This is a genomic window from Peribacillus sp. FSL R5-0717 (assembly GCF_038002945.1).
Taxonomy (GTDB): Bacteria; Bacillota; Bacilli; order Bacillales; family DSM-1321; genus Peribacillus; species Peribacillus frigoritolerans.
Map to the genome: position 1 here is coordinate 1 of NZ_JBBOOF010000002.1, position 26689 is coordinate 26689.

At 34.9% G+C, this 26689-nt stretch carries 34 protein-coding genes and 2 pseudogenes; 29 read left to right on the forward strand and 7 right to left on the reverse strand.

All coding sequences use genetic code 11. The features are described from left to right. Window positions 1-99 precede the first annotated feature (99 nt). Together NYE65_RS25785 and NYE65_RS25790 are read right to left on the reverse strand one after the other, a co-directional pair. On the reverse strand, window positions 100-432 hold the full coding sequence (locus NYE65_RS25785) for a hypothetical protein (RefSeq protein ID WP_340862193.1): 333 nt from the start codon (window positions 430-432) through the stop codon (window positions 100-102). Then, window positions 410-1330, reverse strand: a complete 921-nt coding sequence (locus NYE65_RS25790) for an IS110 family transposase (protein ID WP_340862194.1) — start codon at window positions 1328-1330, stop codon at window positions 410-412. The genes NYE65_RS25785 and NYE65_RS25790 overlap by 23 nt, the downstream gene beginning before the upstream one ends. Before the next feature lie 361 nt (window positions 1331-1691). On the opposite strand from NYE65_RS25790, the gene NYE65_RS25795 reads away from it, so the two are divergent. The 22 genes and pseudogenes from NYE65_RS25795 (at window position 1692) to NYE65_RS25900 (ending at window position 16972) form a co-directional block, all read left to right on the forward strand. Next, window positions 1692-2033 carry a PadR family transcriptional regulator gene (locus tag NYE65_RS25795; RefSeq protein WP_057219385.1) on the forward strand — a complete coding sequence of 114 codons (342 nt, stop codon included), beginning with the start codon at window positions 1692-1694 and terminating at the stop codon, window positions 2031-2033. Next, window positions 2030-2863: a permease prefix domain 1-containing protein gene (locus NYE65_RS25800; protein ID WP_340862195.1), complete on the forward strand. Its 834-nt coding sequence runs from the start codon at window positions 2030-2032 to the stop codon at window positions 2861-2863. The genes NYE65_RS25795 and NYE65_RS25800 overlap by 4 nt, the downstream gene beginning before the upstream one ends. An 821-nt stretch (window positions 2864-3684) precedes the next feature. Further along, on the forward strand, window positions 3685-4194 hold the full coding sequence (locus NYE65_RS25805; RefSeq protein WP_340862196.1) for a cupin domain-containing protein: 510 nt from the start codon (window positions 3685-3687) through the stop codon (window positions 4192-4194). A 99-nt stretch (window positions 4195-4293) separates the two neighbouring features. After that, on the forward strand, window positions 4294-4791 hold the full coding sequence (locus NYE65_RS25810; protein ID WP_340862197.1) for a hypothetical protein: 498 nt from the start codon (window positions 4294-4296) through the stop codon (window positions 4789-4791). 154 nt (window positions 4792-4945) lie between these two features. Beyond that, the gene (locus NYE65_RS25815) at window positions 4946-5338 is read left to right on the forward strand and encodes a GNAT family N-acetyltransferase (protein ID WP_340862198.1); all 393 of its coding nucleotides are present in this window, start codon (window positions 4946-4948) and stop codon (window positions 5336-5338) included. A gap of 149 nt (window positions 5339-5487) precedes the next feature. Then, on the forward strand, window positions 5488-5940 hold the full coding sequence (locus NYE65_RS25820; protein ID WP_340862199.1) for a hypothetical protein: 453 nt from the start codon (window positions 5488-5490) through the stop codon (window positions 5938-5940). 151 nt (window positions 5941-6091) lie between these two features. Then, window positions 6092-6754 carry a hypothetical protein gene (locus tag NYE65_RS25825; protein ID WP_340862200.1) on the forward strand — a complete coding sequence of 221 codons (663 nt, stop codon included), beginning with the start codon at window positions 6092-6094 and terminating at the stop codon, window positions 6752-6754. A gap of 1066 nt (window positions 6755-7820) precedes the next feature. Next, window positions 7821-8009 carry a hypothetical protein gene (locus tag NYE65_RS25830; RefSeq protein WP_328176406.1) on the forward strand — a complete coding sequence of 63 codons (189 nt, stop codon included), beginning with the start codon at window positions 7821-7823 and terminating at the stop codon, window positions 8007-8009. 245 nt (window positions 8010-8254) lie between these two features. Further along, a complete protein-coding gene (locus NYE65_RS25835) occupies window positions 8255-8482 on the forward strand; it encodes a DUF3953 domain-containing protein (RefSeq protein ID WP_328178667.1) in 228 nt (75 codons plus the stop codon). A 233-nt stretch (window positions 8483-8715) separates the two neighbouring features. Then, a pseudogene (locus tag NYE65_RS25840) lies at window positions 8716-8871 on the forward strand (JAB domain-containing protein); the annotation flags it as partial. A 600-nt stretch (window positions 8872-9471) separates the two neighbouring features. Next, window positions 9472-9960 (forward strand): hypothetical protein, encoded by a 489-nt coding sequence (locus NYE65_RS25845; protein WP_340862201.1) that lies wholly within the window; start codon window positions 9472-9474, stop codon window positions 9958-9960. After that, window positions 9944-10570: a hypothetical protein gene (locus NYE65_RS25850; RefSeq protein ID WP_328175847.1), complete on the forward strand. Its 627-nt coding sequence runs from the start codon at window positions 9944-9946 to the stop codon at window positions 10568-10570. The genes NYE65_RS25845 and NYE65_RS25850 overlap by 17 nt, the downstream gene beginning before the upstream one ends. 309 nt (window positions 10571-10879) lie before the next feature. Then, the gene (locus NYE65_RS25855; protein ID WP_328175848.1) at window positions 10880-11080 is read left to right on the forward strand and encodes an IDEAL domain-containing protein; all 201 of its coding nucleotides are present in this window, start codon (window positions 10880-10882) and stop codon (window positions 11078-11080) included. 57 nt (window positions 11081-11137) lie between these two features. After that, window positions 11138-11419: a hypothetical protein gene (locus NYE65_RS25860; protein ID WP_328175849.1), complete on the forward strand. Its 282-nt coding sequence runs from the start codon at window positions 11138-11140 to the stop codon at window positions 11417-11419. 1358 nt (window positions 11420-12777) lie between these two features. After that, window positions 12778-12975, forward strand: a complete 198-nt coding sequence (locus NYE65_RS25865) for a hypothetical protein (RefSeq protein ID WP_340862202.1) — start codon at window positions 12778-12780, stop codon at window positions 12973-12975. A 115-nt stretch (window positions 12976-13090) separates the two neighbouring features. After that, entirely contained in the window at window positions 13091-13540 is a 450-nt protein-coding gene (locus NYE65_RS25870; protein WP_340862203.1) for a hypothetical protein, read from the forward strand. Window positions 13541-13668: 128 nt separating this feature from the next. After that, complete coding sequence (locus NYE65_RS25875) at window positions 13669-14175, forward strand: DUF4367 domain-containing protein (protein ID WP_340862204.1); 507 nt, start codon at window positions 13669-13671, stop codon at window positions 14173-14175. 303 nt (window positions 14176-14478) lie between these two features. Further along, a pseudogene (locus tag NYE65_RS25880) lies at window positions 14479-14748 on the forward strand (MarR family transcriptional regulator); the annotation flags it as partial. A 117-nt stretch (window positions 14749-14865) separates the two neighbouring features. After that, entirely contained in the window at window positions 14866-15162 is a 297-nt protein-coding gene (locus NYE65_RS25885) for a putative quinol monooxygenase (protein ID WP_328176403.1), read from the forward strand. Window positions 15163-15427: 265 nt separating this feature from the next. After that, entirely contained in the window at window positions 15428-15916 is a 489-nt protein-coding gene (locus tag NYE65_RS25890; RefSeq protein WP_412762697.1) for a MarR family winged helix-turn-helix transcriptional regulator, read from the forward strand. Between the two features lie 14 nt (window positions 15917-15930). Next, window positions 15931-16569: a nitroreductase family protein gene (locus NYE65_RS25895; protein WP_328176402.1), complete on the forward strand. Its 639-nt coding sequence runs from the start codon at window positions 15931-15933 to the stop codon at window positions 16567-16569. A gap of 31 nt (window positions 16570-16600) precedes the next feature. Beyond that, a complete protein-coding gene (locus NYE65_RS25900; protein WP_340862205.1) occupies window positions 16601-16972 on the forward strand; it encodes a DUF1304 domain-containing protein in 372 nt (123 codons plus the stop codon). A 441-nt stretch (window positions 16973-17413) separates the two neighbouring features. Here NYE65_RS25900 and NYE65_RS25905 read toward each other — a convergent pair whose 3' ends face one another. After that, window positions 17414-17863, reverse strand: a complete 450-nt coding sequence (locus tag NYE65_RS25905) for a DUF1569 domain-containing protein (RefSeq protein WP_340862206.1) — start codon at window positions 17861-17863, stop codon at window positions 17414-17416. 258 nt (window positions 17864-18121) lie between these two features. Between NYE65_RS25905 and NYE65_RS25910 the strand changes: the two genes are divergently transcribed. From NYE65_RS25910 to NYE65_RS25920, 3 genes are all read left to right on the forward strand, one after another. Then, the gene (locus tag NYE65_RS25910; protein ID WP_340862207.1) at window positions 18122-18352 is read left to right on the forward strand and encodes a DUF3953 domain-containing protein; all 231 of its coding nucleotides are present in this window, start codon (window positions 18122-18124) and stop codon (window positions 18350-18352) included. A gap of 239 nt (window positions 18353-18591) precedes the next feature. Beyond that, complete coding sequence (locus NYE65_RS25915; RefSeq protein ID WP_101645284.1) at window positions 18592-18750, forward strand: DUF1540 domain-containing protein; 159 nt, start codon at window positions 18592-18594, stop codon at window positions 18748-18750. Window positions 18751-18947: 197 nt separating this feature from the next. Further along, the gene (locus tag NYE65_RS25920; protein WP_340862208.1) at window positions 18948-19610 is read left to right on the forward strand and encodes a hypothetical protein; all 663 of its coding nucleotides are present in this window, start codon (window positions 18948-18950) and stop codon (window positions 19608-19610) included. A 241-nt stretch (window positions 19611-19851) separates the two neighbouring features. On the opposite strand, the gene NYE65_RS25925 is transcribed toward NYE65_RS25920, so the two are convergent. After that, window positions 19852-20040, reverse strand: coding sequence for a hypothetical protein (locus NYE65_RS25925; protein ID WP_340862209.1), 189 nt, complete (start codon window positions 20038-20040; stop codon window positions 19852-19854). Window positions 20041-20349: 309 nt separating this feature from the next. On the opposite strand from NYE65_RS25925, the gene mntA reads away from it, so the two are divergent. The 4 genes from mntA to xerS all read left to right on the forward strand — a co-directional run bounded on the left by mntA (window position 20350) and on the right by xerS (window position 22590). Beyond that, window positions 20350-20757, forward strand: a complete 408-nt coding sequence (gene mntA / locus NYE65_RS25930; RefSeq protein ID WP_340862210.1) for a type VII toxin-antitoxin system MntA family adenylyltransferase antitoxin — start codon at window positions 20350-20352, stop codon at window positions 20755-20757. Continuing rightward, window positions 20747-21151, forward strand: coding sequence for a type VII toxin-antitoxin system HepT family RNase toxin (hepT, locus tag NYE65_RS25935; protein WP_061466379.1), 405 nt, complete (start codon window positions 20747-20749; stop codon window positions 21149-21151). The genes mntA and hepT overlap by 11 nt, the downstream gene beginning before the upstream one ends. A gap of 16 nt (window positions 21152-21167) precedes the next feature. Continuing rightward, the gene (locus NYE65_RS25940; RefSeq protein WP_340862212.1) at window positions 21168-21329 is read left to right on the forward strand and encodes a hypothetical protein; all 162 of its coding nucleotides are present in this window, start codon (window positions 21168-21170) and stop codon (window positions 21327-21329) included. Between the two features lie 133 nt (window positions 21330-21462). Beyond that, on the forward strand, window positions 21463-22590 hold the full coding sequence (gene xerS / locus NYE65_RS25945) for a tyrosine recombinase XerS (protein WP_340862213.1): 1128 nt from the start codon (window positions 21463-21465) through the stop codon (window positions 22588-22590). 110 nt (window positions 22591-22700) lie between these two features. Here the strand turns inward: xerS and NYE65_RS27385 are convergent, their stop codons facing one another. The 3 genes from NYE65_RS27385 to NYE65_RS25955 form a co-directional block, all read right to left on the reverse strand. After that, on the reverse strand, window positions 22701-22820 hold the full coding sequence (locus tag NYE65_RS27385) for an immunoglobulin-like domain-containing protein (protein ID WP_445670463.1): 120 nt from the start codon (window positions 22818-22820) through the stop codon (window positions 22701-22703). Between the two features lie 133 nt (window positions 22821-22953). Next, the gene (locus tag NYE65_RS25950; protein ID WP_340862214.1) at window positions 22954-24231 is read right to left on the reverse strand and encodes a DUF4365 domain-containing protein; all 1278 of its coding nucleotides are present in this window, start codon (window positions 24229-24231) and stop codon (window positions 22954-22956) included. A gap of 66 nt (window positions 24232-24297) precedes the next feature. Then, entirely contained in the window at window positions 24298-26025 is a 1728-nt protein-coding gene (locus NYE65_RS25955) for an ATP-dependent nuclease (protein WP_340862215.1), read from the reverse strand. Between the last annotated feature and the right edge of the window lie 664 nt (window positions 26026-26689).

Below are 26689 nucleotides of genomic sequence, written 5' to 3' on the forward strand. Positions count from 1 at the left end.
TGTATGAAAACACAATAGTAAAAAAGCCATACTAAAATAAACCCTCCATATTCTCATTTTTTTGATGGGCGTAAATGAATTATGTCGTTATTTAACTGGTTATGCAGTTTGTTGTTCAGCTGGAGCGATGGTATAGCCTTTCTTTTTTAGGTATTCGATCATTTTTAATTCTTTGTTATTTTGTTTATCTTCAAGGTAATTTGAGCCTAGTTCATGATAAGGTTCTCCTGTTTTTAAGATGTTGTAAGTAATCGTTAATAGTAAATGGGCAGAAGCGATTCGTCCCTTCATTTTTCCTTGCCGTTTGGTAATCCTTTTTCGATGTGAAGCAATTCTATTATTTTGCCTTGATGTCGCTAATACACATTCTACGGCCATTGTTTTTAAAGTTTTATTTCCTTGTGTGGTTTTACTCGTTTTTTTTACCAGCACTTTCGTAATTTCCAGGACTCACACCAGCCCAAGAGGCAAGGTGTTTAGCTGACTTAAATACGGACATATCAATACCCATCTCCGCAATAAATGTAGCTGCCGCAGCTTTGTTCACACCAGGTATACCATCCAATAATTCTACTTCCTTACGGTAGGGGGACAGGAGCTGATCGATTTGTTTTTCCAATTCTTCTATGGTTTGTTCTAAATAACCCATATGCTCCCAATGGAAACGCAACATATCACGATGATGACGGCGAATACGACCATTAATTGCACTGGCAATGTCAGTAATACTTGCTTTTGTTCGCCAATCCACCATTTTTCGAAGACCATCGGTCTCTATTTTTTCACCATTGAGAATCGCTTCAAGGATACGGCGTCCCGATACACCAAAAATGTCTGATAGAACGGATGTTAGCTTGATATTAGCATCTTGAAGAATTTTGTGAATGCGATTCTGCTCTGATGTGCGATGATGAATCAATTTTTTTCGATAACGAGTAAGATCTTGTAAATCACGAATATCCTCTGGTGGGACAAAATTACTTTCAATAAGTCCGCATCTTAGAAGCTTGGCAAGCCATTCGGCATCTTTCACATCAGTTTTACGCCCTGGAACATTTTTGACATGCCTGGCATTGGCAAGAACAAGGTGAAAAGAACCTTCGAGTATATTCCATATTGGTTTCCAGTAGACTCCCGTACTTTCCATCACAACATCGGATACCTGAAGGGTAGCGAGCCAATCACTTAAAGCCAAGAGTCCCGTTGTTGTAGTTGAAAAAGTTTCAATAGAGGTTTTTGGCTTTTTATCTAATGGACCAAATAATACACAGGCTACTACTGTTTCTTGGTGTACATCTAGGCCAGCACACCGTTCAATCATTGCTTCCATAGGAGAATCACCTCAATAAAAGATTAACAATACATATGACAGGAGATTTGTTACAAAAATTTTTGTATACGTACTAGCAGTACACTAAATGGTTCTTCAATACTGTCACAACCAGTTTCTTATACAGGGTATCTTCCTTAAGATCCACCAAAAAAGGTTCAGCCTGGTTGTATTGTTATCATCCATTATTGTCAAGGGTTTAATGAGTTAGACTTTATTTTGGGGTAATGAGCAGGGTTTCGTGATAGATGGTGGCGGCGGAAGGGGCAGATTAGTTGCATAAGGTTTTATAATATTCTTCGAAATAATACCTTGCATTATAAAGTAATATAAAATATATTAATTCCAAGAGGTGGAAAAATTGGAGATTAATAAAGAAGTCTTAAAAGGTCATATAGACACGCTCATCCTGTCACTTTTACATAGGAGGGATATGTACGGCTATGAATTAGCCAAAATCGTTCGAGAAAAGAGTGATGATCAATTTGAATTAAAAGAAGGTACACTTTATCTGTCTTTAAAGAGATTAGAAAAGAATGAATGGATTTCTTCTTACTGGGGGGATGAGCAAGGACCTGGAGGAAGAAGAAAATATTACAAACTTACATCAATGGGTGAAAAAGGATTTGAACAAAAGCGTTTGGAATGGGAATTTGTAAGAGATGTGATTGATTCATTTTTAGATTGGGGGAGAAAAAAATGACCCAAATTGAAGCATTTGTCGATTCGGTTTATCAAAATGTGGGTGGAAATAAGAAAGAAATTCAAGAATTAAAAGCAGAAATGAAAAGTCATTTGTTAGAAGCTGTTTATGAGTTGAAGTTAGAAGGAAAAACGGAGCAAGAAGCAATTGAAATTGCTATTGATCGTTTCGGTGGAGAAAAAGAAATGCGGTCTATTGTTGCTCAATTGTTTAGAGCACAAAAAACTTTTATTAAATGGGTCCTTTATCTTGCAGTAGCGTTTCTAATCATATCCGTATCGACTTTCGTTATAGAAAGGCAAAAAGTAGAATCAAATGCAAACCAAATCTCTTATGTTGCAACAGATATCCGTTCTCTATTGGGAAATAAGACATCTGTTACACCACAAATGGGAGAAGAAATTGAAAGGTTGGTAAAAGGCACCGACTTTATATCATCTGTAAAAATATACAACGTAAGAGAAGTAAAAGAGAGTGATTACAAAAATTATGACAGAGGTATTTTTGAATATGTAGAACATATTGACCCAGACTATCAATACCATAGATCAGTATGGGCACCAGATTGGTTAAAACCTAGATTCTTTCCTTACGGAAACGGTGATGATAAGTGGCTTGTTAATATGGAAGAGAGATACTTAAATATGCCAATAATGGCTATTTTGTTTGCAGGGGTGGCAATTTATTGGACGTTATTCTCGATTTGGGCAATCATTAACGCATATCATCATAAACGATTAAATATTGGTTGGATTCTGGTATTTACTTTATTTAATCTATTGGGATATTTGATATATTATTTATTCGGAAAAAGAACGACTATAAATTAATTTGAATTGTTACTGTTAATTGAATCTAAATGCGTATAGTAAGAAATTTAAGATTAAAAGGAGTTTGGTAATACCAGTTTCTTATTTTCTTAATGAACTAACGGGTGCGTTAGTTCTATAAGGACACAGTATTTCGGCCATACAGGGCGTTTAATAGTTTTGTGAACTGTTTACATTGAGTAAAACGCTAACACTTGTTATAAGGTTTGCTAGAGGCTTATAACACACCTTCTCGGCAGTTGATCTTTTCACAAACCCAGTGATATCAATCGGTTTAAAATGGCATCGAATTATCCTATATACAGGATTTGATACATCGTTGATATACCGCCTTTTGTCGGAAAATCATGTTACGTATTTTCCGTTTTTATTGCATAAATGACGGGCGGGTTTCATGGAGAGAAAAATGAGCATGTACTGCCTATATGGGGTCCCACCAACATTTAATTAAGTCTTAGCACACTTAAAATGCAATATGAAATAGTTGCAGAAAAACAGGCTACCCGCAGCCTGCTGTCTTTTTTTATTGGCTTTGTAATGCAATCCTCTTGAATAGATAGTGCAGGAATCTCGGCTTTCGCAGCAATCATAAGAGTTTTCACTTAAATAATCAAGTTTTCGCTCGAATCAGCAGTACTATCGCTTCATTCATAGTTTCTTCGATTTCATATTAAATTTGACTGTCTCCATTTAACACCAGAAACGCTGTGATGCCCGTCAGGTCCCTTAGGGAATCGAAATGGTGTCAATGGGAGAGTTATAAGTTGTTTTACAGTCAGGCCTTTAGGGAATTTATCTATAAAAAGCTTTGGAGGTTATCTATGAATAGTAATGAAGTACAAGCATATTGGTTTGAGGATGATGGCATAATTCCAAACAACCCTACTCTTCCCATTCTCCTTTATCCCGGTGCCTTAACAGAACAGGCTGAATTGACAGAGAAAATATTCAATAAAAATAATTGGCGAAATAGCTGGATAAATGGCGTTTTTGATTTTCACCATTATCACAGCAATGCCCATGAAGTGCTTGGTGTATTACAAGGGAATGCAATCGTTCAACTTGGAGGGGAAAAGGGAAAATCTGTAGAGATAAAAACCGGTGATGTACTCATCTTACCGGCAGGAACAGGACATAAAAGACTGGCTTCGAGCAATGATTTTAAGATAGTTGGTGCTTATCCCGAAGGAAAGGAATACAATCTGAAAACGGAGAATGCCGAAGACAGGCTTCAATCCTTGGAGGATATCCCTAAAGTAATCCTTCCCGAAACTGATCCTGTTTTCGGCGATCATGGACCATTACTATCGGAATGGAATGTCAGCAGTTAAAACGAAAGCCTTCTTTGTATCGCAAATATTGAGTACTTTCCCAGTCCCCCTTCTAAAAGTCACGTCCATGGAACAAAATGAACTAACGGGGCAGTTTAGTTGAAGAAGGAAAACACCCAAATCAAATTGTATAATCTAGACAAAGGGGTGATTTGGTTGAAAAGTGTTCCGAAGGTAAGGGAAATATTGCTTGACGAAGAAATAGATGAACAGGAGTTTGTTGGTATAATCAATGGCATTTATAAGCAAGACTGTTATATCTATGCCGTTATTCCTGAATGGGAAGAAGAATTATTTAACGAACTTTCAAATGATTTTATTATAATTAATAAATTTCCGTTCCCTCTAACACGCATTTTTCCAAGAACAATAGGGTTTTTAGGATATTGTCAGGATAGAAAGAAACAACATATATATAAATTTTACTTACGGTCTACAACAATGGATTTGTTAGTGTTTTCAGAGACTGATGTATCTCAACATTTAAATATACTAAACAAGAAAAACATTGATATTTACAACATATTTGAATCAAATAAAATCCCTCACATAACCATTGGTCCTGATGGTCAATGGCTAAATATAGTTGAATATTGAATAATTCCTTAATGAACTAACGGGTGCGTTAGCTGAAGATCGGAGCTGTCTTTAAGGCAGCTTTTTCTTATGGAACTAACGGAGCAGATTAGTTCTACAAGGAATAAGTCTGCATAATATTGAATTCTATTGTAGATGGTGAAAGGGGAATTAAATGTACTATAAGATCATAATAAACATACCAATATCTAATCATGAAGTACCGGAATTAAGGGAACTGATTGGTTGGGGAAGACGCGACAGAGATTTTCCAACCTTATTCAAACGATGTAACTTTTGGGCTGGAGTAAGAAACGAAAATAATAAACTTATTGCATTTGGTTATGTTGCTGGTATGGGATTAGAACATGGTTATATGGAAGACATAATTGTTCATCCTGATTATCAAAAAAAAGGAATTGGTGTGGAATTAGTAAGAGAATTATTAAGAGAGTCTGAACGGTATGGTTTAGAAATTGTTACCTTAACGCATGATCCCAAACATAAAAACTTTTATGAAACGTGCGGCTTTACTCCCTGTTCAGGTGGGTTATGGAAAAAACAGTAATGAACTAACAGGTGCTTTACTTCATTAGGGAGGTTGCTGCGACAGCCTTTTTCTTATGGTACTAACGGGGCAGGATAGTTCTACAAGGAATTTTAAAATGTTAACCGAATAAAGGGGTATCAGAATATTTCATTGAAGTGGGTGTCGAAATGCTGCAACAGATTAAAATAGAGAATTGGTTATTAGAAGTTGATATTGATAAGACCCGAGAGTTTTATAACAAAGGTATAGAGATATGTAGTTGTATTTACTGCAACAACTTTGTGGAAGCTTGTAAGTATTTAGATCCTTACGTAGCAAATGTTTTCAGTAGACTAGAAATTAATCCTGCTCAACCAGGACATCTCTCTGATTATCCTGCAAATGAATGCGGAATACGAGCATACATAGGTATTTATCATTTAGTTGGAAGAGTGTTAGAAGGGGAATTGTGTACAATGTCTACCTGGAATGATACTAATACAGTTCGTATAAAGAACTTCACAATAGGTTTTTCTTACGATCTAGAGTTTGTGCCAGAAGGCTTCCCTAATCCTGTCGTTCAGTTGGAATTCGGTGCTGATATCTCTTGGGTACTTGATGAAAAGCCTGATGAATGTTAAGTAAAAGAGAGTCACTTTTAACTGACAGGTGCGTTAGCTGAAAATAGGCATTGTCTTTAAGTCAGCCTTTTTATGGAACTAACGGGGCAGGTTAGTGGAAGAAGGAATAACAATACTTTGTCTAGAAACTATCAATAGGTGATGAAATATAATGATGTTAAAACATTTTCTCTTATATTCGGTTGATGATGAAGGAATTGCAGAAGTAGATAAAAACTTGTCTTTTCAATCTAGATGTATAACATCTCTTTACGAAAGATGTTTCTCAAAGTTTCATACAACTAAAATTAAACAAATCAATATCTTCTGTGTAAAGGAGAATCCAAAGCCGAATTTAACTATTATAGATGGTTTTTGCGATGTGGAAATTCTTTATGATGTAGTTGAATTTTTCAAACTAGATGACCAAGAGAAAAAAGAAGTAATATTAGATAAATTAAAGCAAGGTATTGATAAAGTGGTTAAATTGAATAACTGGGAAAGCACTCCATTCGATGATGCTTATAATTGTGTGAAAGAAGCTGGTTACAAAACTAATTATGTTTGGAAGAAACCAAAGAGTAGCCCAAATCGAAACTATAAAGCTGGAGTTATTATAAAGCACAGTCTATTTCTATGTGAAATATATTTGATAGTCAAGGATAAAAACGGACAAGAAATAGCAAAAAAACTGGTGGCATCTGAGAAGCCAGATGAATTACTTTTCAGACGACACTTAGGGGAACTAAAGTGGTTATCAAATAATGAAGTTGTTTTGTTCAACAGCTCTAAAACTAATTACGTTTCTGTTCAAAAATTAAATGAGTATCAATGATAATTCTTGTTCAGCTAAATGGTGCGTTAGCTGAAGATCGGAGCTGTCTTTAAGGCAGCTTTTTTACTATTGTGTTTTCATACAAAAAAGTAAAAAAAGAAAGTGAATAGGTGATTTTATTGTCTAATATAGTGATTTGTGCAGTTTTAATAATCCTAATGGTTAAGACTATTAGAAATAAAATGTATATATGGTTAATTACCTTCATACCATTGGTATGTTTAATAGTATTCTCTCTTACGGATATTCTAGACTTCATACCAAAATTGGCAAAGATGATTACTTGTTATATTCTTTTTATACTGACTGTCTTTTCTTGTGTTTTTTATAGTGAAAAAAAAAGGACATAATTGAAAAAGAGGATTATGGCGCTTTTAATATAAAAATGGAAACATAAATAAATAACGACGATTGGAATTGTGAAGAGATACACTTAAATTAACGGGTGCGTTAGCTGGAGATTGGAGCTGTCTTTAAGGCAGCTTTTTCTTATGGCACTAAAGGGCAGGTTAGTTCATCAAGGAAATGGATTATTTTACACTTATCAATAATTACTCTTTATTGTTATTATTTTCTTAAAGGTTCAAATTATTTTAATTTGATATCGTTAATTCACCATTAAGGAATGTGATTTACTGTGAGAGCAATAAATACAATTAACTTAGTTACAAAGTTATTAATTTTTTTAATTTTTGTCTCTTTTAATACATATATTTGTTTTTATGCAAAAGACAAAATAGAAGGCATAGTTACTGCCTGTATAGGTATCTTTCTAGTGATTTTAGTGGCAACTATTGCATTTATTCTAGATAAAAAGCCAAGGTAATTTGATTTTCCAATCTCGGAATATTTATTGCAGCATCAATAAGGCAATTAACAGATAAAATTACAAATAAATTGTAGGGCCATAAAATACATAATTAAATAACTTAATCTTAATGGGTGTGTTAGCTGAAGGTTGGAGCTGTCTTTAAGGCAGCTTTTTCTTATTGAACAAACGGGACAGATTTGTGAAAGAATGATTGTTAAACAGTGATTACGGAAAATTGTTATAAGAGGTGATTTTATGGATACTTCAAGTTATATATTTTTAGCAATTTATTGGGTCGGAATTATTATATGGTCGCTTAAAAATAAGGAAAAGGCTAAGAAGGAATTACTTCAAATAAAAAATAATTGGAAGACAGGAGTATCAATATTGCTAATTGTTTTATTTCCATTTTTAGTTATGGCTTCTATGGTATTTGTATTGTAGTTTGTTTTCCTTGTTAAGCTAACGTGGCAGGTTGCAAGATTGTGAAGGTTTGTACTTAAACTAAAGGGTGCGTTAGCTGAAGATCGGAGCTGCCTTTAAGGCAGCTTTTTTTTTATGCAACTATCGGGGCAGGTTAGTGAAAGAAGGAATTTCCATCTTTCACACAAATGAAAAGGTGTCAAATGGTATGATTGAAAAAGAAATTGTACAGAACTTAATTTTTAGGGGGAAATATATTCTTGAAAATGGTTAGAATTATCTTAACAATAGTGGTTATTGTTCTATCAGGTTATAGTCTAATAACTCAAACCTTGGAGTTAATGCCTTATTATATGTTTTTCCTTGGGGCACTAATATTGGTGACAGGATTAGCCGAAATTCAAAAAGACAGAAAAGGATTTTGGGGGTATATTAATATTGCTATCTCTTTATTTGTTTTCTTTGCTTCCATACAGGCTTTCTTAATGAACTAACGGGTGCGTTAGTTCATTAAGAAGTATGGAAAGAAAATGATCAAACAATTTTATAAAAGAATCATTCAACTGAATATATTCAGAGCGTGTTTTGATCAATCTCAAAACACGCTCTTTCTTTTCGTTTACCAAGATTTTTAAATATCAATTTGATCAAACTTTATTTTAAATACAATCAAAAAATGGATAAGTTAGGTATAACCGAACTTACCAAGGAGAAACATGTCCTTTTCCACCCATCGGGTGACCCAACTCCGAGTATGGAGGATATTGAAGTCACAAAGAGATTGGCGGAAGCAGGGAAAATTATAGGGATTGAGATTTTAGACCATTTGATTGTTTCCCATACGGGTAAATATGTTAGCTTAAAAGAAAAGGGGTATTTTTGAAAAAGGAATTGGACAAGCAGAGGGGGGCATGTCCCCCTTTAGTGACTGAGTACCTTGAGAAAAAGCACTGAAGGAAAAAACCATTAAAAGGAGGCACACCGGCTAGATCGTCAGCTGGTGCGTTCACGCATGGAGAAAAAAAAACATCCGTTTTTTCTTGACTTAGAGCAGGCATCGAGCCTGCTTGACGGTTGCTTGATGCAACCTCTAAAACTTACAGTAGCGCATTCGGGTAGAAGGAACAATTTGCTGAGCAAATATTCTACGCTCGTAATAAAAGTCAGAATGTTATTCCTTCGCTTTCTTCTTACTTTATCTTTACCTTTACAATTTTTCCTCCAGCCTTTTTACCCGCTTGTTCCATTAGTTTCGCAAACTGCTTCTTTATCTCCGTAGCCTTTTTGTTCTTTTTCATCATATATATCCCTCGCAATTTAATATTCTTGCTAAATAGTATCCCCATGGTAAAGGAAGCTCATACATTCCCCGGTTCTAAAGTGACCTATTCCCCACTATATTGTTAGTAAAGTGGAAAACTGGCAAAGTGACCCTAAGGTATGATCCCATTTTTACAGAATGAGAGGAGAGAGGAGGGAAGGGATGACATCATTGAACCCTTTTTTCGAGGAAATGAAGAAAAAGGATCCAAAACCAAAAGCTATTCAAAAAACATCTTCCGAAGGTTCTTCGTACCAAATAACGTCGGTGAGGAAAGTCAGGAAAGACAAGCAGCATGACATTAAGTTCCCTGTCGATTATGTCATGAAGGTCAAGCTCCGGACGCTTTGCAAAACGTTAAATCCGATATATAAGCAAAAAACGGGAAAACCCTTGACGCAAACGGCCTGCAATACCTTATTGCTAAGGTTCGGTTTGACTAGATGGAAGGATGTGAATTATTCAATGGACTATACGGACACGAAGGAATATATGCATACCTACTTGCTGGAAACGGAATACGGCGAAAGGGGAGGATTGCATGAAGTAGCCATCTTGAAGGACCTATCCGATCGGAGGGTTGCCTTTTGCATGATCCATCATACCGTTGCCTGGTTAGAAAGAGGGGGTTCCATTGAAGAAATCCTATAGTCAATTTAACCTTTTATCGAACAAGCTGTTTTATGGGACAAAGGAAAAAAAGAGTTTTTTTGATTACTTCTTGCCAAAATATCGATATCTGCAAATCGAGGTACCCTATTATGAATTTTTAAGGGGGGAGGTATTCGTCGAAGACATGAAGGATTTGTTTGAAGAGGCTCCGCAAAACCTAAGTTTGTATCACCTTATTGCCCTCTTATATTTCGATTTTCTGGAACAAGTGAAAAAGGGGGCCAAATATGAACAGCTTTGTCCTTTTTTAATTTCTTCCAAGAAAAAATTCCTGGAGCGACCGATGATTGAAAAGAGGGTATTAAAGCAGGTGACGACCAACCTTTTCTCTTTCGAGCAAAGGGAAGAAGAAATCGAGGTGACCTCAGAAGAAAAACGAGCAGAGATCACCCTTCGAATAAAAGAGTCAGAGATTTATCGGGGTGAGGTGTTCCTGCATGACATTTCCCCATACTTGATGGATGAAGAGTTGAGGGTCGAGGATTTACTGGTGATTTTGTTCATGGACTTTTTAAAAAGAATTAAAGAAAAGGGGAACTCCAGCCAAGCCATGAAGGCTATTTTATTGAATTTTGAGGATTACTTTTGATAAGCGGGATGGAATTCCAGAAGTGCCTTATCAGAGTTTCCTTCACGAATCTTCGGTCATTATAGGTGTGAAAATTTAGGAAAGTCCTACACCTCCAAACAAACCCATATTCAATGTAGGTTTCCTGATCGTCAGCAACGCCCAGCAGATCTTGCGTTTATTCCTTTTAAAAGTTAGATAAGATTCCCTTAAAGTTAAACGCCACCGGTGGGATAATTAAGAAAAAGGAACAAGACAAGCACTTAATAAATATTAATAATCTTCAAGGTACTCAGTATAATAAAAAAAAGGTTAGGGAGTTGGTCTCATATGGAAAAGCAATTGCCTGAAACGCTACTGGAACCTGAAGTGATCGCTGAAATGGTACTAAAAAGAGCCCTTGAAGATTACAGGAAAGCCCAAATTGAAAAACAAATCGATGACTCATTGAAAAACCGTAATAAGAAAGAGTTTTTCCGATTAACAAATGAATTAAAATGCAAACAGAAATTAATAAAAGATAACTCCTAGCTTATTGTTTCATTTAACTTGATAAAAAGAAATTCACTAAAAGTTAGGAGGGGTAACTTGAACAAAAACAAAGTAGGATGGTTGTTTTTAGGGCTTGCAGGGTGCTTCGGCTTATTATTTATTGCGATGGTAGGGCAAGGTTACGGATTATCAAACAGTCAAATACAGGGGAATTTGCAGTTGAATTTTATGGGGTTAAAAATCGCTGACGGGATTACAACAACCGCAAGATGGAACCAGTATGGAACATATTTTTATCTATGGAGTTTAGTGCCATTAACATTAACTATTTTCTGTTATCGCAAATTTTCAAAACTCGTACCAACTATTTCAAACTAATATATTTGAATAGCTGTCTTTTAGGACGGCTTTTTTTATCTATTGTTAAGATTGTGAAAGAGTGTTCTTAAACTAACGGGTGCATTAGCTGAAGATTGGAGCTGTCTTTAAGGAAGAGCTTTTTCTTTATGCAACTATCGGGGCAGGTTAGCACTCCTGTAGAACGTTAATTATCAGCTTATTTACGTGATGAAATGATAGTTGAAATAAAGTTTTAATTTAAGAATAATGGGGTAGTAAATGTTTACAGAGGAAAAAATGGGGTAATGAAAAGGGTTTGGTGGCTAGTGGGATATTTAAAACGGGTAGTTACCTATTGTTCAAAGCAGGACAGAAATGTTAATCAAGAAATTAGTTTTAGAGAATTTCACGGTACTAAAGAATTATCATTGACCTGTACTGGGATTAAAGATAGTTGCAAAGATTGTTTCATCGTTAAACTTTATAGAGAACCTATGGAAACTGATTGTACTAAGGTACGTTAGCTGTAGACCAGAGCTGTCTTAAAGGCAGCTTTTTCTTTATGCAACTATGGGGCAGGTTTTAGTTCAACAAGCATATTGTACCCGTACTGTGTTACATAAATTCTTTTTGTATTACCCGCCCAAAATTTTCATAAACAGGTCTCGTTTTTTAATAAATAAGGTACTTATACCTGTATGTGTTATACAGGGAATGAGGAAAAAGAAATGGAGAATAAACAGGAAATTGTTAATCACATATTAAACAAAGATAGGGTTTATTTTTCTAATATCTATTCAAATCATAAAGGCATGCTTAAGAATATTGTTTTTAAACCACTGGCTCTGAAACTAATTCTAAGAATTTAATATTTAGTACATTTAAAGAATTGTGGGATTCACCGCACTCTTTTCAAGATTCTAGTGATAATTTGGTTTCCACCTATCTCATAAAAAGGTTAATTTACAATCACTTAAGTTCTCAACGTACCCTTAGGTGATTTGCGTAATTGTTTATACCTGGTTGTTTGGACTACAGTAACAATAAATGAACCTCATTTGTATTGTTAACATATATTTTAGGGGCGTTTCGTTCAAAAAACTTAATAATTGTCCATTTTCATTGTGTAACTATTTTGTCCGGAATAGTTACTTTTTTTTTGTCATGGTTTATTCGAGGTTGGACATTCTCATTTTTTATTGTTATTCCACTTATTATTCTATTAGTTCTTGTCATTTACTGGAGTTTAAAGAAAAAGAGTTCCTAAATACTGCGTACGATTCTTCATTAAGAAGGATCGCTTTTTCTTATGGAACTAAAGGGGCAGGTTAGTTCAACAAGGAATAATGCATTTGAAATAGAATTTATATAGTACGTCAATTAAGGAAGAAGGCTGAATGACATTGATTAACACAGTTTTTTCATATGTTCTTCTCGGTGTGATAATTTTCTACGCCTTGGAATGGGCAGCTGTTGGTTCAGGTTTTAAGGTACTAATTGGTGGGGGGTTTGGTTTACTTTTATATATAGCTATTCATTTTAGTAAGAACAAAAAAATAATGAGTGATATGGAAGAGCTCGATGACAGGCAATAATATCCTAACAGGTGCCTTACTTCAATAAGAGGGTTGCTTTGGCAGCTCTTTTTGTTATGGAACTATCGGGGCAGAATAGATATGTAATGTGATTCTAAAGAAAGGAAGGTTAAATATGCTTTTTCACATTATCGTTGGGTTTATTTTCCATTGGCTTTTAGGTGCTTATTTGGTTGAAAATCAGACAAAGCTATTTATAATTTTTTATCCAATTGGTGTAGCAACAAGTATTTTAGTAAATGAAATTGGTTTTAACTACTTTTGGAAGATGGATATAGTGTTTCAAGAATCATCTTTAACTGGAATTCCGTATGATTTAGGTCTTTATCCTATACTTGGTTGTTTATTTATTTGTGTTATTCACTATAAAAAAATGCCTATTCTTATTACATTTTTAGTTTTTACTTTAGTAACAACTTTTGGAGAGTACATACTAGTATGTCTAGAGAAAATAGTATACAGGAATGAATGGAATATCATTTGGACTGGTGTTAGTTATTTATTTGCTTATTCAATTTATTATGTTTATTACAAATTAGTTCGTAAGTTTATTTTATTAAATTAATGGGTGCTTTACCAAGAGCTGATCAGCAGCTCCTTTTCTTATGCAACTATCGGGGCAGATTAGTTTAATAAGAAACATCAAATTGGTAAAACTACCTATGTAAAAACCAATAAGGAAGAGGTAGTAAATTGAAATTACTTTTTATACGTTTATTAGTTGTATTTATTTTAATTCAAAACATTCCACTAATAGTTCAAGCTAAAGAAATCAAATATAATCACGACAGTATAACTCTTTCTGAAATCAAGAGGAAAGTTGATTTTAAAGTAGTTGTTCCCCAAAATATTCCTAATGATTGGACGTTGGAAATAAAAACATACCCCTGGGATGAAAAAGACAAAATAACTAATTTTAGATTGCACTATATGGATAGCGACGATAAATATTTGCTAATTGGTATTGAGCAAAGTAAGGAATCTTCTAATAAAGAAATGAACAATAATGCAGAGCAGGTAGATATAAACGGTCATAAAGGCTTTTTTGTAGAATGGGGTAATAGTGGTGAGTTAGATAAAGAGGGAGAACTTATTACTGGTGGTTTACTTAGTTGGATACAAGAAGGAACTTATGTAGAAATGGACAGCTCACGGGTATCAAGGAATACAATGTTGGAAGTTGCAAGATCAATGAAATAATTTAATGAACTAACGGGTGCGTTAGTAACAGGGGTTGCTTCGGCAGCCTTTTTCTTATTGTACAGGAAATCGATTTTTTGATTTAAAATTGTCGGTGGTACCCCTTAACGTTGTATATCCGCATTTTCCTGACGCTACCCCATTTTTAAGTATTTAATTTCGTTAGGCTGATTGTGGTGTAACACCACCCCTAAAAGGAGAAATATAAAATGCTTGCATTTTAAATCCAATTGAGTTAAATTACTTGATGTATCAATTATTGATGAGTCAAGTAATTTAAAACTTTAAAAAAGGGGGGAATGATTGACAAACTTATGCTCTAAGGAAGCAATTATTTTATATAAATTACATTTTCTCAATAAAGAAACCAGTTCTAATTTTGAAGGGTATACAGGTGTGTTAGTCAGTCGCCTTAAACGTTTACGTTCTTTATCAAGTGAATGAAGCACTTCAAAAAGAGAGAAATATTGACAATGCTACAATACGCGGCATTTAAAATAACTCGAAGCAAACCGGATGAATTTAAGACAAAAAACAAGTGACAACAGAATCACTCTTGTGTTCATTGCACAGTGCAGTAATTTGAAAAGGAAATGTAAACTGCAATGCAAGTATCGATGTATTCCGGTTTTTCATTGTTGTTTTACATTTTATTTATCAAAAAAGTATTGAAAGAAGAGGAAAAAAACGATGATTATTATTCATGCTGTATTTCATATAGACCCAACAAAGCAACAAAGTTTTTTAGATGAGCTAGGGACACTAATTAATGCTTCAAGAGAAGAAAGTGGAAATATTTCTTATAATTTATATAAGGATACAGAAAAGGAACATACATTTACGATGGTTGAAGTTTGGCAAGATGCTGCGGCAGTAGCTAGTCATAATACAAGTAACCATTTTACATCTTTCGCGGCCAAAGCTAGTAACTTTTTAATTGCACCACTTGATATAAAAGCATTTGACGGGTACCCTTTGCAAAGTTAGAGAGTTCTAATGCAAAAATCTTAAGTTAATTTTTAAAAATTTATACAGCGTCACTTTTTGTTTTTCATTGAGTTGTTTAGGATTTAGTTCGTTCCACTTCAACTCATAGGGGGTTCTCCCGTATCGACATCGACTAGTTATATCTAATACCTTTGAAAATCGCGAATTAATAAAAAGTAGATGGAACAAAATAAAAACTAATTAAGAAAAAACACTTGCAAAAAAAGAAACTTGATTGTATATTATTGACATATCAATATTTGATATGTCAATAATTGATATGTCAAATATTCATTCGACAAGAAAGAAGGGATGGATTTTGACAACATGCTGTTCACAAGAAGCCGAGATTTTATATCAACTGCAATCCGTAAACAAAGTGATTAGCACGAAGTTTGAAGCATGCACCGGTATCAGCCAATCTCGCTTGGAATTACTTGCTTTGCTCTATCACGTTGATGAAATCAGTCAAAGCGACCTTCAAAAAAAGATGAATATCGATGGCGCAGCCGTTACAAGACACGTCAAACAGCTTGAAGCCAAAGGAATGATATCAAGAAGAAGGAAGTCTGAGGACAACCGTATTATACTTGTTCGCTTAACCGAGCAAGGGCGAGAGCGAATCGAGTCTTCCAAAAAAGAAAAGGAGCGTTTCATAAAGGAAATGCTCGTAAATGTCAGCGCAGAAGAACGCCTTGTGCTTAAGAATGTGCTGTTGCAGATGCAGAATAATATAGAAAATATTAAAGTATAGAGGAGTGTTTACACATGATAACTGCATTAAAAACAAACGATTTTATGAAAATTATGAAAGGACGCCGATCCATTCGCAACTATGATCCAACAGTCAAAATCAGCAAAGAAGAGATGACTGAAATATTAGAGGAATCAACTACAGCACCATCTTCAGTCAACGCACAGCCATGGCGCTTTCTTGTCATTGAAAGCCCAGAACACAAAGAAAAACTTGCGGAGCTTGCTAAATTTAATCAGTCACAAGTCACCACTTCATCTGCCGTAATCGCAGTATTTGCAGATATGAACAACGCAGACTATTTAGAAGAAATTTATTCAAAAGCCGTTGACCTAGGGTACATGCCACAGGAGGTAAAAGACAGGCAAATTGTGGCTTTGACGGCACATTTTGAACAGCTTCCGGCGCAAGTAAATCGGGAAACCATTCTGGTTGATGCTGGCCTCGTCTCCATGCAGCTTATGCTGACAGCACGCGCACACGGCTATGACACAAATCCAATTGGGGGCTATGATAAAGAAAATATCGCTGAAGCCTTCGGATTGGAAAAAGAGCGCTATGTACCGGTCATGCTTCTGTCCATTGGAAAAGCAGCAGATGAAGGATATGATTCATACCGTCTCCCTGTCGATAGAATTGTACAATGGAAATAATACAAATTGATATTAAAGGGGAGATTGGTGTGTGGAAAAACTTGCGGCGGTTTTAGTTGGGATCGTAGCATTAGAACATTTATTTATTATGATACTTGAAATGTTTTTTATTGATTCAAAATTGGCAAAACGATCCTTCAATTTACCGAAGCATTTAGAAGGAGATCGGAACGTAGCCGTCATGTTTGCAAATCAAGGTCTATATAATGGATTTTTAGCAGCTGGTCTCATTTGGGGACTCATACTTGGACTCAATTCAATTGGCTATATGATTCAGTTGTTTTTCGTAATTTGTGTTGTGGTGGCAGCCATTTTCGGAGGCTTTACATCCAATAAATCAATTATTGTGAAACAAGGACTTCCAGCTATTTTAGCACTGGTTACCCTTTTGTCTGTAATGTAGAACCTGAGCTTTTTAATAACAGCTTGCTAAATTAAAGATAGTGATGTAGCTGAATATTTTATTAATATATGTGTGTTTGAAGGTGATTAAATGACCTCTCAAACATATTAGTTATTCAATAAAAGGACGCTTTAATTGAATAACTAAAAAGCCCAATTTCTCAATTTTAATGCTGAGAAATTGGGCTTTTTAATATCGAAATTTCCTTAACGTTGTAAATCTGTATTTTCCTGACGCTACCCCATATAGAACTACCGGGTGCGTTAGCTGAAGATCGGAGCTGTCTTTATGGCAGCTCTTTCTTTATGCAACTATCGGGACAGATTAGTTCAATAAGAAAACCAGTCAATTTATTAATGGTTGAAGCTGAAACCTTATTATCCAATCCAATTTTACCGGATCGTTAATCTAAGGATTTATGTCCAAATTAAATTCCCGTAACTAAACCCCAAACTGTTTTAAATGATGGTCAAGATGCTTATAAATTCCATGTCCCCATTGCTCGGAAGAAAGTTTTCCGAAAAAAGGATGTGGGTGACTTGTACAAGCCTCCGGTCCATTCTTTTGGAAGGTTGTAATTTTTTCTTTCAATCTTTCTCTTTCTATTTCAAAATCTTTTTTATCGGTTATTAAAATGGTTGGAATAGTAGACATATTATGTGGTAGAGGCTTGTCATTATAAAACATGGTTTTTGCAAACCGACCTACTAATAGCCCTAACCAACCTCTTGGAGGCATAGAATAGCCCATAGCAATGTATTGGAAGGATGAGCAATGAGCTAACATTTGTGCGACATCCATTTTTCCCCATAATGGTTTTGAATTTGCGCTTAAGTTGTCGATACGTTTTAAAATTTCTTCTGTAAACAAGACCTCAAAAATATTATTCATTAGAATAACTCCTCTAATTTTGTTGATTTAAAACAGTAATTGATTATTTAATGTATATTCAACGTCAACATTATTTTATCCTTCTAAGCTAAAGGGGGACTGTTCCAGGTGGGATTGAAGTCCTGTTGGTTGAGCTAATATGAAGAGGCAGGTTAGTGAAATAGGACTTTCCATTTTCCACACAAATGAAAAGGTGTTAAATGGTATGATTAAATAAAAAATCGTACAGAACTTAATTTTTTAGGGGGAAATACATTCTTGAAAATAGTTAGAATTAGCTTAGCAATAATTGTTCTTGCTTTATCAGCTTATCTGCTAATTACTGAAAACTTTGAGTTTATGCCGTATTTAATGTTGATCTCGGGGGCAATTATGTTGGTGAGAGGATTAGCTGAACTTCAAAAAGATAGAAAAGGAGGATTTGTGGGGTGCGTAGTTGTCTCATTATTTCTTTTCTTTGTTTCAATACAGGGTTTCTTAATGAACTAACGGGTGCGTTAGTTTAAGTAGGTATGGCTGCTTCGTCAGCCTTATAATTGCCTCCAGAAGCAGCGGAAGGCATGGCGAATTCCATTCTATATGCTCTTATGGTCAGCAAAGAAGGCGAGTGGGATCTGGTTTTACAGACATTTGGGTAGATCCATATAAGAAGGAAGAAGCTTATGTGAGTTTATCCATATCCAAAAACGGGGATATGTTACTAAACAATAAAGAGGAGGAGACATTTTATGAAACTCGAAGTTTTGTGTAACGTAGAGAATTGTACGTACTGGGCCGAGGGGAATCAATGTGTTGCCGACTCCATTTATGTCGTGGGCCTTGATAACAATGATGCTGACAATGTTGAGGAAACGGCTTGTAAAACCTTTGAACCTCGCAAACAATAATGGAATACAGAATGGGCCGGACGGCTAATGCTGCCCGGTTTTTTAATAATGAATTTAATCTCAGTACAGAGTTTAATGGTGTAAGTAATACGGAAACTGTAATTGTTAGTTAAACATTTATAGAAGCAGCAAGCTCAGTATAAATATATTGAATTAGGAAACGGGTCTTTATTTTATCTAAGGAGTTGTTTAGTCCTATGGAAACAAACGACGTGGCCATGTTTTATGAAAAGTTAGGAATTGACAGGAGGAATCCACCTGATAATCTACTGAAAAAAATGAATGATTGGACAAAACTTGAATCATTCTGTTGTACAAAAATTGAGGTACAAAAATTGGTTAACCCTCAACAAATCTTTAGCACATATCACTCTAAATACTCAGAGTGCTCAGTTATAGAAGCTTTTGAAAGGTCTAATCAATCTCAGCGTTGTAAGAAGTTTCTAGAGAATCCTGATTACTTTTTTAAATATATGAAAAGTACTGCAGAGCAACGTAAAGGGATGAATGGACGGGGGCTAGGAGGCAATACAATTACCCTCAAGGAATATAAAGACCAATTTCGAATTGAAGATGGGAACCATCGTGTGCTATTTGCAAAGGTTGCTGGTATTCCACTTGTTTATGCTGATGTAACAGTCTATACCCCTGATCCTAAAAGAACAAAATTGTTTAGAAGAGCCAAAGAAATGGGAATCATTTTAGAAGATTATGGGATAGATTCTGAATCCGCTGCAGCATACTTTGTAGATGAATTGGACGATAATTCATATTGTAAACCAATAGAAACGTTTAAAAATTTACAGGAGGTTGAAGTTTTTATACTAGAGCACACAAGAAGCTATCAAGAGTTCAAGTGAATGAATCCAGTGGGTCCAAATTTAGACGAGTGATTAATTGGATTTCCTCCAGATAGAAGATTATTGTTCACGGGTACGAATAATGATAAAGTCGTCGCGACCCTTGCAGATTCAGTTAATTTCTTCGTAGCTGGTCACTGGAAAAATAATATAACCGCCAAGGGCAAGCCATAATCGTAAAAGAACAGAATAAAGATGTAACTCTTATTGGTTTAGAAGCAGGATTCCGCGACCACCCGGATTACTTGTTCCGTCTTCTATCAAATGCAATTTTCGAAAAATAGTAGAAATAGCCAAAGTAGGATACAGCGCTGAATCCGGCTTTGGCTATTTGAAAAATGCTAAACGCTTGCTCTGAACTCATTACTTTTAAATCATCTGTTGCAAAAACGTTAAAGGACTTCTTATCAATAAGTAGTTTTTTAGCCAATGGTGACTACTCTTATAATTCACAAGCTGAATATGGATTCACTAACCAGGAATTATTGCAGATGATGTTAAATGATTGGATTAGCGAACAAAATAATTAACTTGCAAAGGGGACTGTCGGTTTCCTTTTTTGATTTTGAAACAACGTATCGGCCCTAGGAGGTTTGTAAGGGTGAGTACACCTAGATAATTTTAATGGAGTGGGAGGTAAATATTTTATCTTTGCGTAAAATCTCTGTTTTACGAAAAAATGGACATGAGAATGAATGTTTGGTATAATCTTCATATAATAATTTAGGGAGCGTGTCTTATGTATACAGAGATGTTTCAAACCATTCAAGATACTCTCATAAAAAAAATAGATCCTGTTTTCATTATTATCTTTGGTTCTTATGCCAAAAACTCTACACATAAAGACAGTGATATCGATATTGCTTTCTACAGTGAGAATCAATCGCTTACTACATATGAAGTTTTTCAGCTGGCACAGGAATTGGCAGATATTTTAAAAATTGAGGTGGATTTGGTCAATATCCGTACAGCATCCACGGTATTTAAAACCCAGATATATACTACCGGTACAATTATATATTCAGCGAACGACACTCTTCTTAAAAACCTCCAAATGACTGCACTAAGCATGTACGCTAAATTGAACGAGGAACGCGAAAATATCTTAAAAAAAATAGGAGAAAGTGGGACCATCTATGAAGAATGATGTGATATTGAACAAAATCAGTGTTATAGAACGTTGCATGAACCGGGTTAAGGTTGTATACGAAAACAATCCAGAAAACCTAAAGGACTATACAAAACAAGACTCCATCATACTCAATATACAAAGGGCCTGCGAAGCGTCAATTGACTTGGCTATGCATATTGTAGCTGAACAGAAATTAGGATTGCCTCAAACCAGCAGAGATGCTTTTGATATGCTTCATGGGGCTTTAATTATTGACGAAAATACTGTCAAACGATTAAAGGCCATGGTGGGTTTCAGAAACATAGCCGTTCATGATTACCAGACAGTTAATCTAGATATTTTGCAGCAAATTGTTACGAACCATCTTGAGGATTTCACTGACTATACAAAACAAATCCTTAAATTTTAATAAAGGGGGTTTTATGATGAATTACAAAATCCGTGTTTATGATCTCCATACAAACAAAGAAACAATCAAGGTAGATAAAATCTTTGAAACGAAAGATGCTGCTGAATCTGCTATCGAAAATCATAAACTTCAAAATCCAGAAAAGTATGAGTATGTAAAAGTTCCTGTGAAAAGTTAATTATTTCAGTCCTACCCTTCCGTGCATGGGCTTTTACGTAAGTTAGTAACTTGAACATAATATAATTATGTAAACAACTATTCGTAAAAATTGAATTTTACGCATAAATTAAAGTTAAAAAAGGAGTAAAACAATGGCCAATACCAGACAACATCAAGTCCATGAGCAGAAATTGGAACAACTGGTTAAGTCCATGCCTTTCTATATCGTTGAATACGTTGACAATAAATTGGATATTCGGTCTCCTTCCACCCTCTTGAATTACGTTCTTGATTATAAATTATTTTTGGAGTGGCTGATAGCCGAAGGCATTGCTGAGCAGGAGAATATTAAGGATATCCCCCTGTCAGTGCTGGAAAAGTTGAAGTTGATTGAAGCCCAATCCTTTATCAAATTTTTGGAACGGAGAAATATCCCGATCAATAAGAAGGAAACAAAAAAAGCCGAAAAGGTATCCGTCAATCGGAAAATTTCAGCATTACGTTCCCTTTTCAAATATTTAACGACACAGACAGAAAATGATGATGGCGAACCTTACTTCTATCGAAATGTTATGTTGAAAATTGAAGTGAATAAAGTGAAAGAAACATTGGGGGCGCGTGCTTCCAGAATATCAACAAAGATTTTCCACAATGATGAGGATGCTAGATTTCTCGAATTCGTGAAGCATGACTATGAAAAGGAGCTACCTGAAAAGTCCAGAAAACTCATATATTTTAAAAGGGACAAGGAACGTGATTTTGCGATCTTATCCCTCTTCTTAGGAAGTGGCATCCGGGTGAATGAGTTATCCAATTTAAGGCTACGAGACTTGGATTTCGAGGAAAAACAAATACATGTTTTACGTAAGGGTGGAAAAAAGGATGTAGTCGCAGTTTCTCCTCCGTCCATGCAGGACATAAAAGATTACCTAGCTGTGCGAACGGAACGTTATAGGGGATCAAACGATGATACTGCCTATGTATTCTTGACCAGGGTGAATGATGGAGCCACTCCTCTTTCCAACCGCGCCATCGAGGCTCTAGTAAAGAAATATACGAAGGCATTTAAGTCCAATAAATCGATGTCGCCACACAAACTGAGGCATACATATGGGACGAACTTAATGGAGCAATCAGGAGATATTCATTTGCTGATGACTCAACTGGGTCATACGTCAACCACAACGGCTGCCCTCTATACAAACCCTGAACAGGAGAAGGCTAAAAAGGCTGCTAAAAAGCTGGGTGAGAGAAGAACCAATTATCGTGAAAAGGATTAAAAAGGAGAAGATTTCTAGTCTTCACCTTTTTAGTTTGAGAGCGCATAACAATGTGTGAAGGGTGTATAGAAGAAGAGGCTTAAAACAGTTGATCTATACACTTCCGTTTGTTACTTCACAATAACTTTTCGTTTAACAGTTGTTCGATTATTTGATTTATCTGCTACTGAGTACGTTACGTAATATGTGCCTTTTTTCTTTGTATTAACTGTACCAGTTATTTTGATTATTTCATTAAATCGCCATCTGCATTATCCGTTGCACGAACACCTTTTTTCGAATCAAATGAGGATTTATATTTAACCGTTGCAGTTCCTCTGAGAGCGTCTGAGCAACATACTTTTGAGTCAGCAAATAATTTTTTTAAATTACCTTTTCTATTTCGTATTCTAAAATGGCTAGTTGTTTTGGGAATTTCTTAACGTATAGGGAATTTAAATAATTTTCATTTCCTTGTTTCTGTTCTATCGAAATAGCTAAATTATCTAAATCAGTTAATGCTTCATATAAAATTTTGTTAAGCTCTCTACATTCATATGGAGGAAGTATGTCACTCATAGCCAAGAAATTTTTTGTGTACTCACTTCTTTTAAAGCTAATATGCTTATAAAATTCGCTTTTATTTTCTTTATTAAAAAGCTCTGCTAAACTACCTAGCTCATTCTTTGCAAAATAAAGAATTTCTCTTATACTTTCTAAATACTCTTTTTTCGAGATAGAGTTGAGTAGAAGATAATCTTGTAATGGTCTATAATTACTTTCCCACTTTATTCTAATATTATGATCTTCAATTATTTGGTCAAATTTTCTTAATAGAATTGGCTCATTCGTTTCTTTATTATTTATCCACTCTACTCTACAAAATGAGAGCCCGGATTCATATTGGATTAAATCATCATATAAATATAGCCACACATAATCTGGTTCACCGCTCTCGTTTCTTTCAGTTAAAATACGTTTAGAATAATTATTATTTTTAACTTTTTGATTTATTTTCTTAATGAGCTCCTCCATGGAGTCCTTTGAGGTAGCGAATGAACGCTCAATATAAACCTTTGCGCTAATTCTCCTTTTATTTAGAGTGGAGTTATCCTTTTCCTCTAAAATCGTAAAGTAATATTCACTTGTTTCTCTTTTCCTCCATTGTTGCATTTCATTTACCCCCTCATTAGAAATGTTCTCAAGGGCATTATAAAAGTCCTCACTCTGTTTCACTTCATTTGTAATCGGAATTTTTATTCTTACGGTAGATGTGTTATTTCTCCATTCGGCCCCCTCACTATCCAAAGCTTTAAAGATATATTTTTGAGTCCATATCCAGAAAGCTCTCTCCTCATCAACACCGTATACAACTAAGACAACTGGTATGTCACAAACATCACAAAAATTTAGAAATTTTATTGGACAATCAAAAATGATTGACTCCTCACTGTATTTTAATTCTTTAGTTGCTTTTAGTTGAATCTTAATAATCTTTGCTGTTGTTTCCCCTTCATTTGAGAAAACTTCTATTTCACCATCTATATCGTTATCTTTTTCTTGGTCTCTATATTTCCAGCCATTTTTTATGATTACTCTTTCAACAAAAACAACGGACTCATATTCATATATTTGTTTAATATCGAGTTGGGAACGAGCCAACTGTGTCACTTCCTTTTACCTAGTAGTATCTATTGAGCCAGCGGTAAGCCAGCCCATCATATAAACTTATTGATTAGAAACTACTTTCTCTTCCTCTTCTTTTTTCTTCTTCTCTTCCATTTCTTCAGAAGTTTTTTGCTCTATCAATCCAGCAAATAAATCCTCATATTCCTTTTCAATGTTTATCCTACGAAATCCTACATCTAAAGGTTTTTCGCTATCACGTTTTATTATTTGTTCAAATAAGTTCTCTATTAATCTTCTTGCTTCGTCATACACAGAATTTGAAGTTTCATGTAGAATTTCATAAATTGTTTGTGTCTTTTTATCGTTTGATACGTCTCCAATACGAATAGCATTCTCGAAGTTTGATATTGAACAATAAACTCTTATGCCACTATTGTTTCCTTTTTGTTTAAGTATATTTATACAATTCGTTCGTTGAGCTTTTAATGTTTTGGAGGAGTGCTTTGTATGATTGTCCACATCATGTAAAACATCATAATTTGAGTTAAACTGATTAAGAATTTTCATCAAGGTACAAATTGTAGCTTTACCTCTAGCTCGAATTATGTGTACGTTCTCGTTCCTTAATTTAGCGAGGTGCTTAAAAGCAATATACTCAGTATCCCCTTCAACAATTACAATTCTATCTGCAAAGAAAAATTCATTCACATAAGAGTCTACATAGTTTAGTATTTTCATATTTCTAATATCATCAACATCAAACTTTTCTTTTTCAGATTTATATAATTGGATTGCTTCTTTTTCACCAACACGGAAAACTTGAATAGACGTATGGTTCTCAGATAAATCTATTAGTATTGGTGAGTGAGTTGAAATCATGAGTGGCATTTTTTCGCCAATTTTATATAGGGAGCGACTAAGTGCTCGAACTGCTTCTGGGTGCAAGAAAGCTTCTGGCTCATCAATCAGCAATAACTTATTATCACTTTCACCCATAAGTTTATTTTGAATCATGTTTTGAATGAGGTAAATAAGACTCATTCGTTGTAAGCCAGTACCTTGATTTGCTAGTGGCATTCCAGGTTGCTTTTGACTGTCAATATTAACACTTGAATTTGTCGACTTCAGTATGTCAGCTGAAGAAAAGCCATTACTTTCTCCACCTACTACGTTTAAGGATAAATGTTCGTTAGAAAATAGAGTGCGCAAATTATCAGAAACATCACTGCTTACTTGTTCAAGGAGTTTATCCGTACTTAATTTAAGCTTCCTTAAAAACTCAGGGTAAGACTTTCTGATTTGAGAATACTCCTGTGCTAATTGGTGCATTTCTTTTTCTTCTTCAGGATCTCCGCTAAAACCCTCAAGCTTTTGTAAATCATTTTTGATTATCTCAGAATATATGTTTTGAATTAAATCGTTAATATCATCAGGTAACATAGATGGGGTTATGTAAAAAGGTTTATTGTTTAAAATCTCATCTAGTTTATCTTTCAGTTCGTGACTTCCTTTAACTTCAACATCATTTTCATCATAAAAACTAGGAGCAGACTCCTCTTTGTATTTCTTCACGATAGTAATTTTATCTTCTTCAGACTCAAATACCGCTTTCAGAACTATTTTCGTATTACGTGTAGAGAAACAATCGTTAGGGATAGTTTTTCCTTTAGATTCTTTTTGAAAAAAACAATTGATAGCTTCTAATATAGTTGATTTACCTGTATTATTTCTTCCAGTTAAAATAGCAATTGAGTCTTTTGAGAAATCAATAGTAAAGGTTTTTTTAAAAACCTTATAATTTGTTACACTAAAATTTGTTAATCTCACCAGATATTCCCCCTATCTATAATAGTTAAATTGTACCATATAAATTGTAGTTCATGGTATTATCGTATCAAAAAAAAGCCAGCATAGAACCAGCTCATTAGTTTATATCTTTAAAAAAGCTACTTCTTTTATTCTAGGTCATTAAACAAGTCTTTCAAAATTATTATCTTTTGCTCCCCTTACAGATTCCAGGATGGAACATTTATTGAGCTTGTCTCAGTCGAACGGTCTCCTTTAGATGTATTACAGCTTTCACCACCAGGACCTGGCACGCAGGTCTCAAGCAGTTTTGAAGCCTGTAGAGGACACCAGTACCCCATTCAGCCCCATTTTTTTCAGTTATATCAATGGGATTGGCAGTCTCTTGATAAGTGATTTAGGCCATTTGCCCTCAACCTCTCCAGTATCAATGTGGCAATATCCCCCCTGGAAGAAGGTGCTAAATTTTAGTATGATTTTCAACGAAAACATCCATTAGCTTAATAAGAACACTATACTGCTTTTATGTCACTAATCGACAACAGCTACCCCGACGACTTTATCGAATGCCAGCCTTTCAATTCCCTGGTTTATTTTCCACGCGTAGCTGCTTCGTTAATGGGTCGACGTAATGCGCCTTACTCGTTACCTGATGCTGAGATTTGCTTTACAGCGGAATTAACTC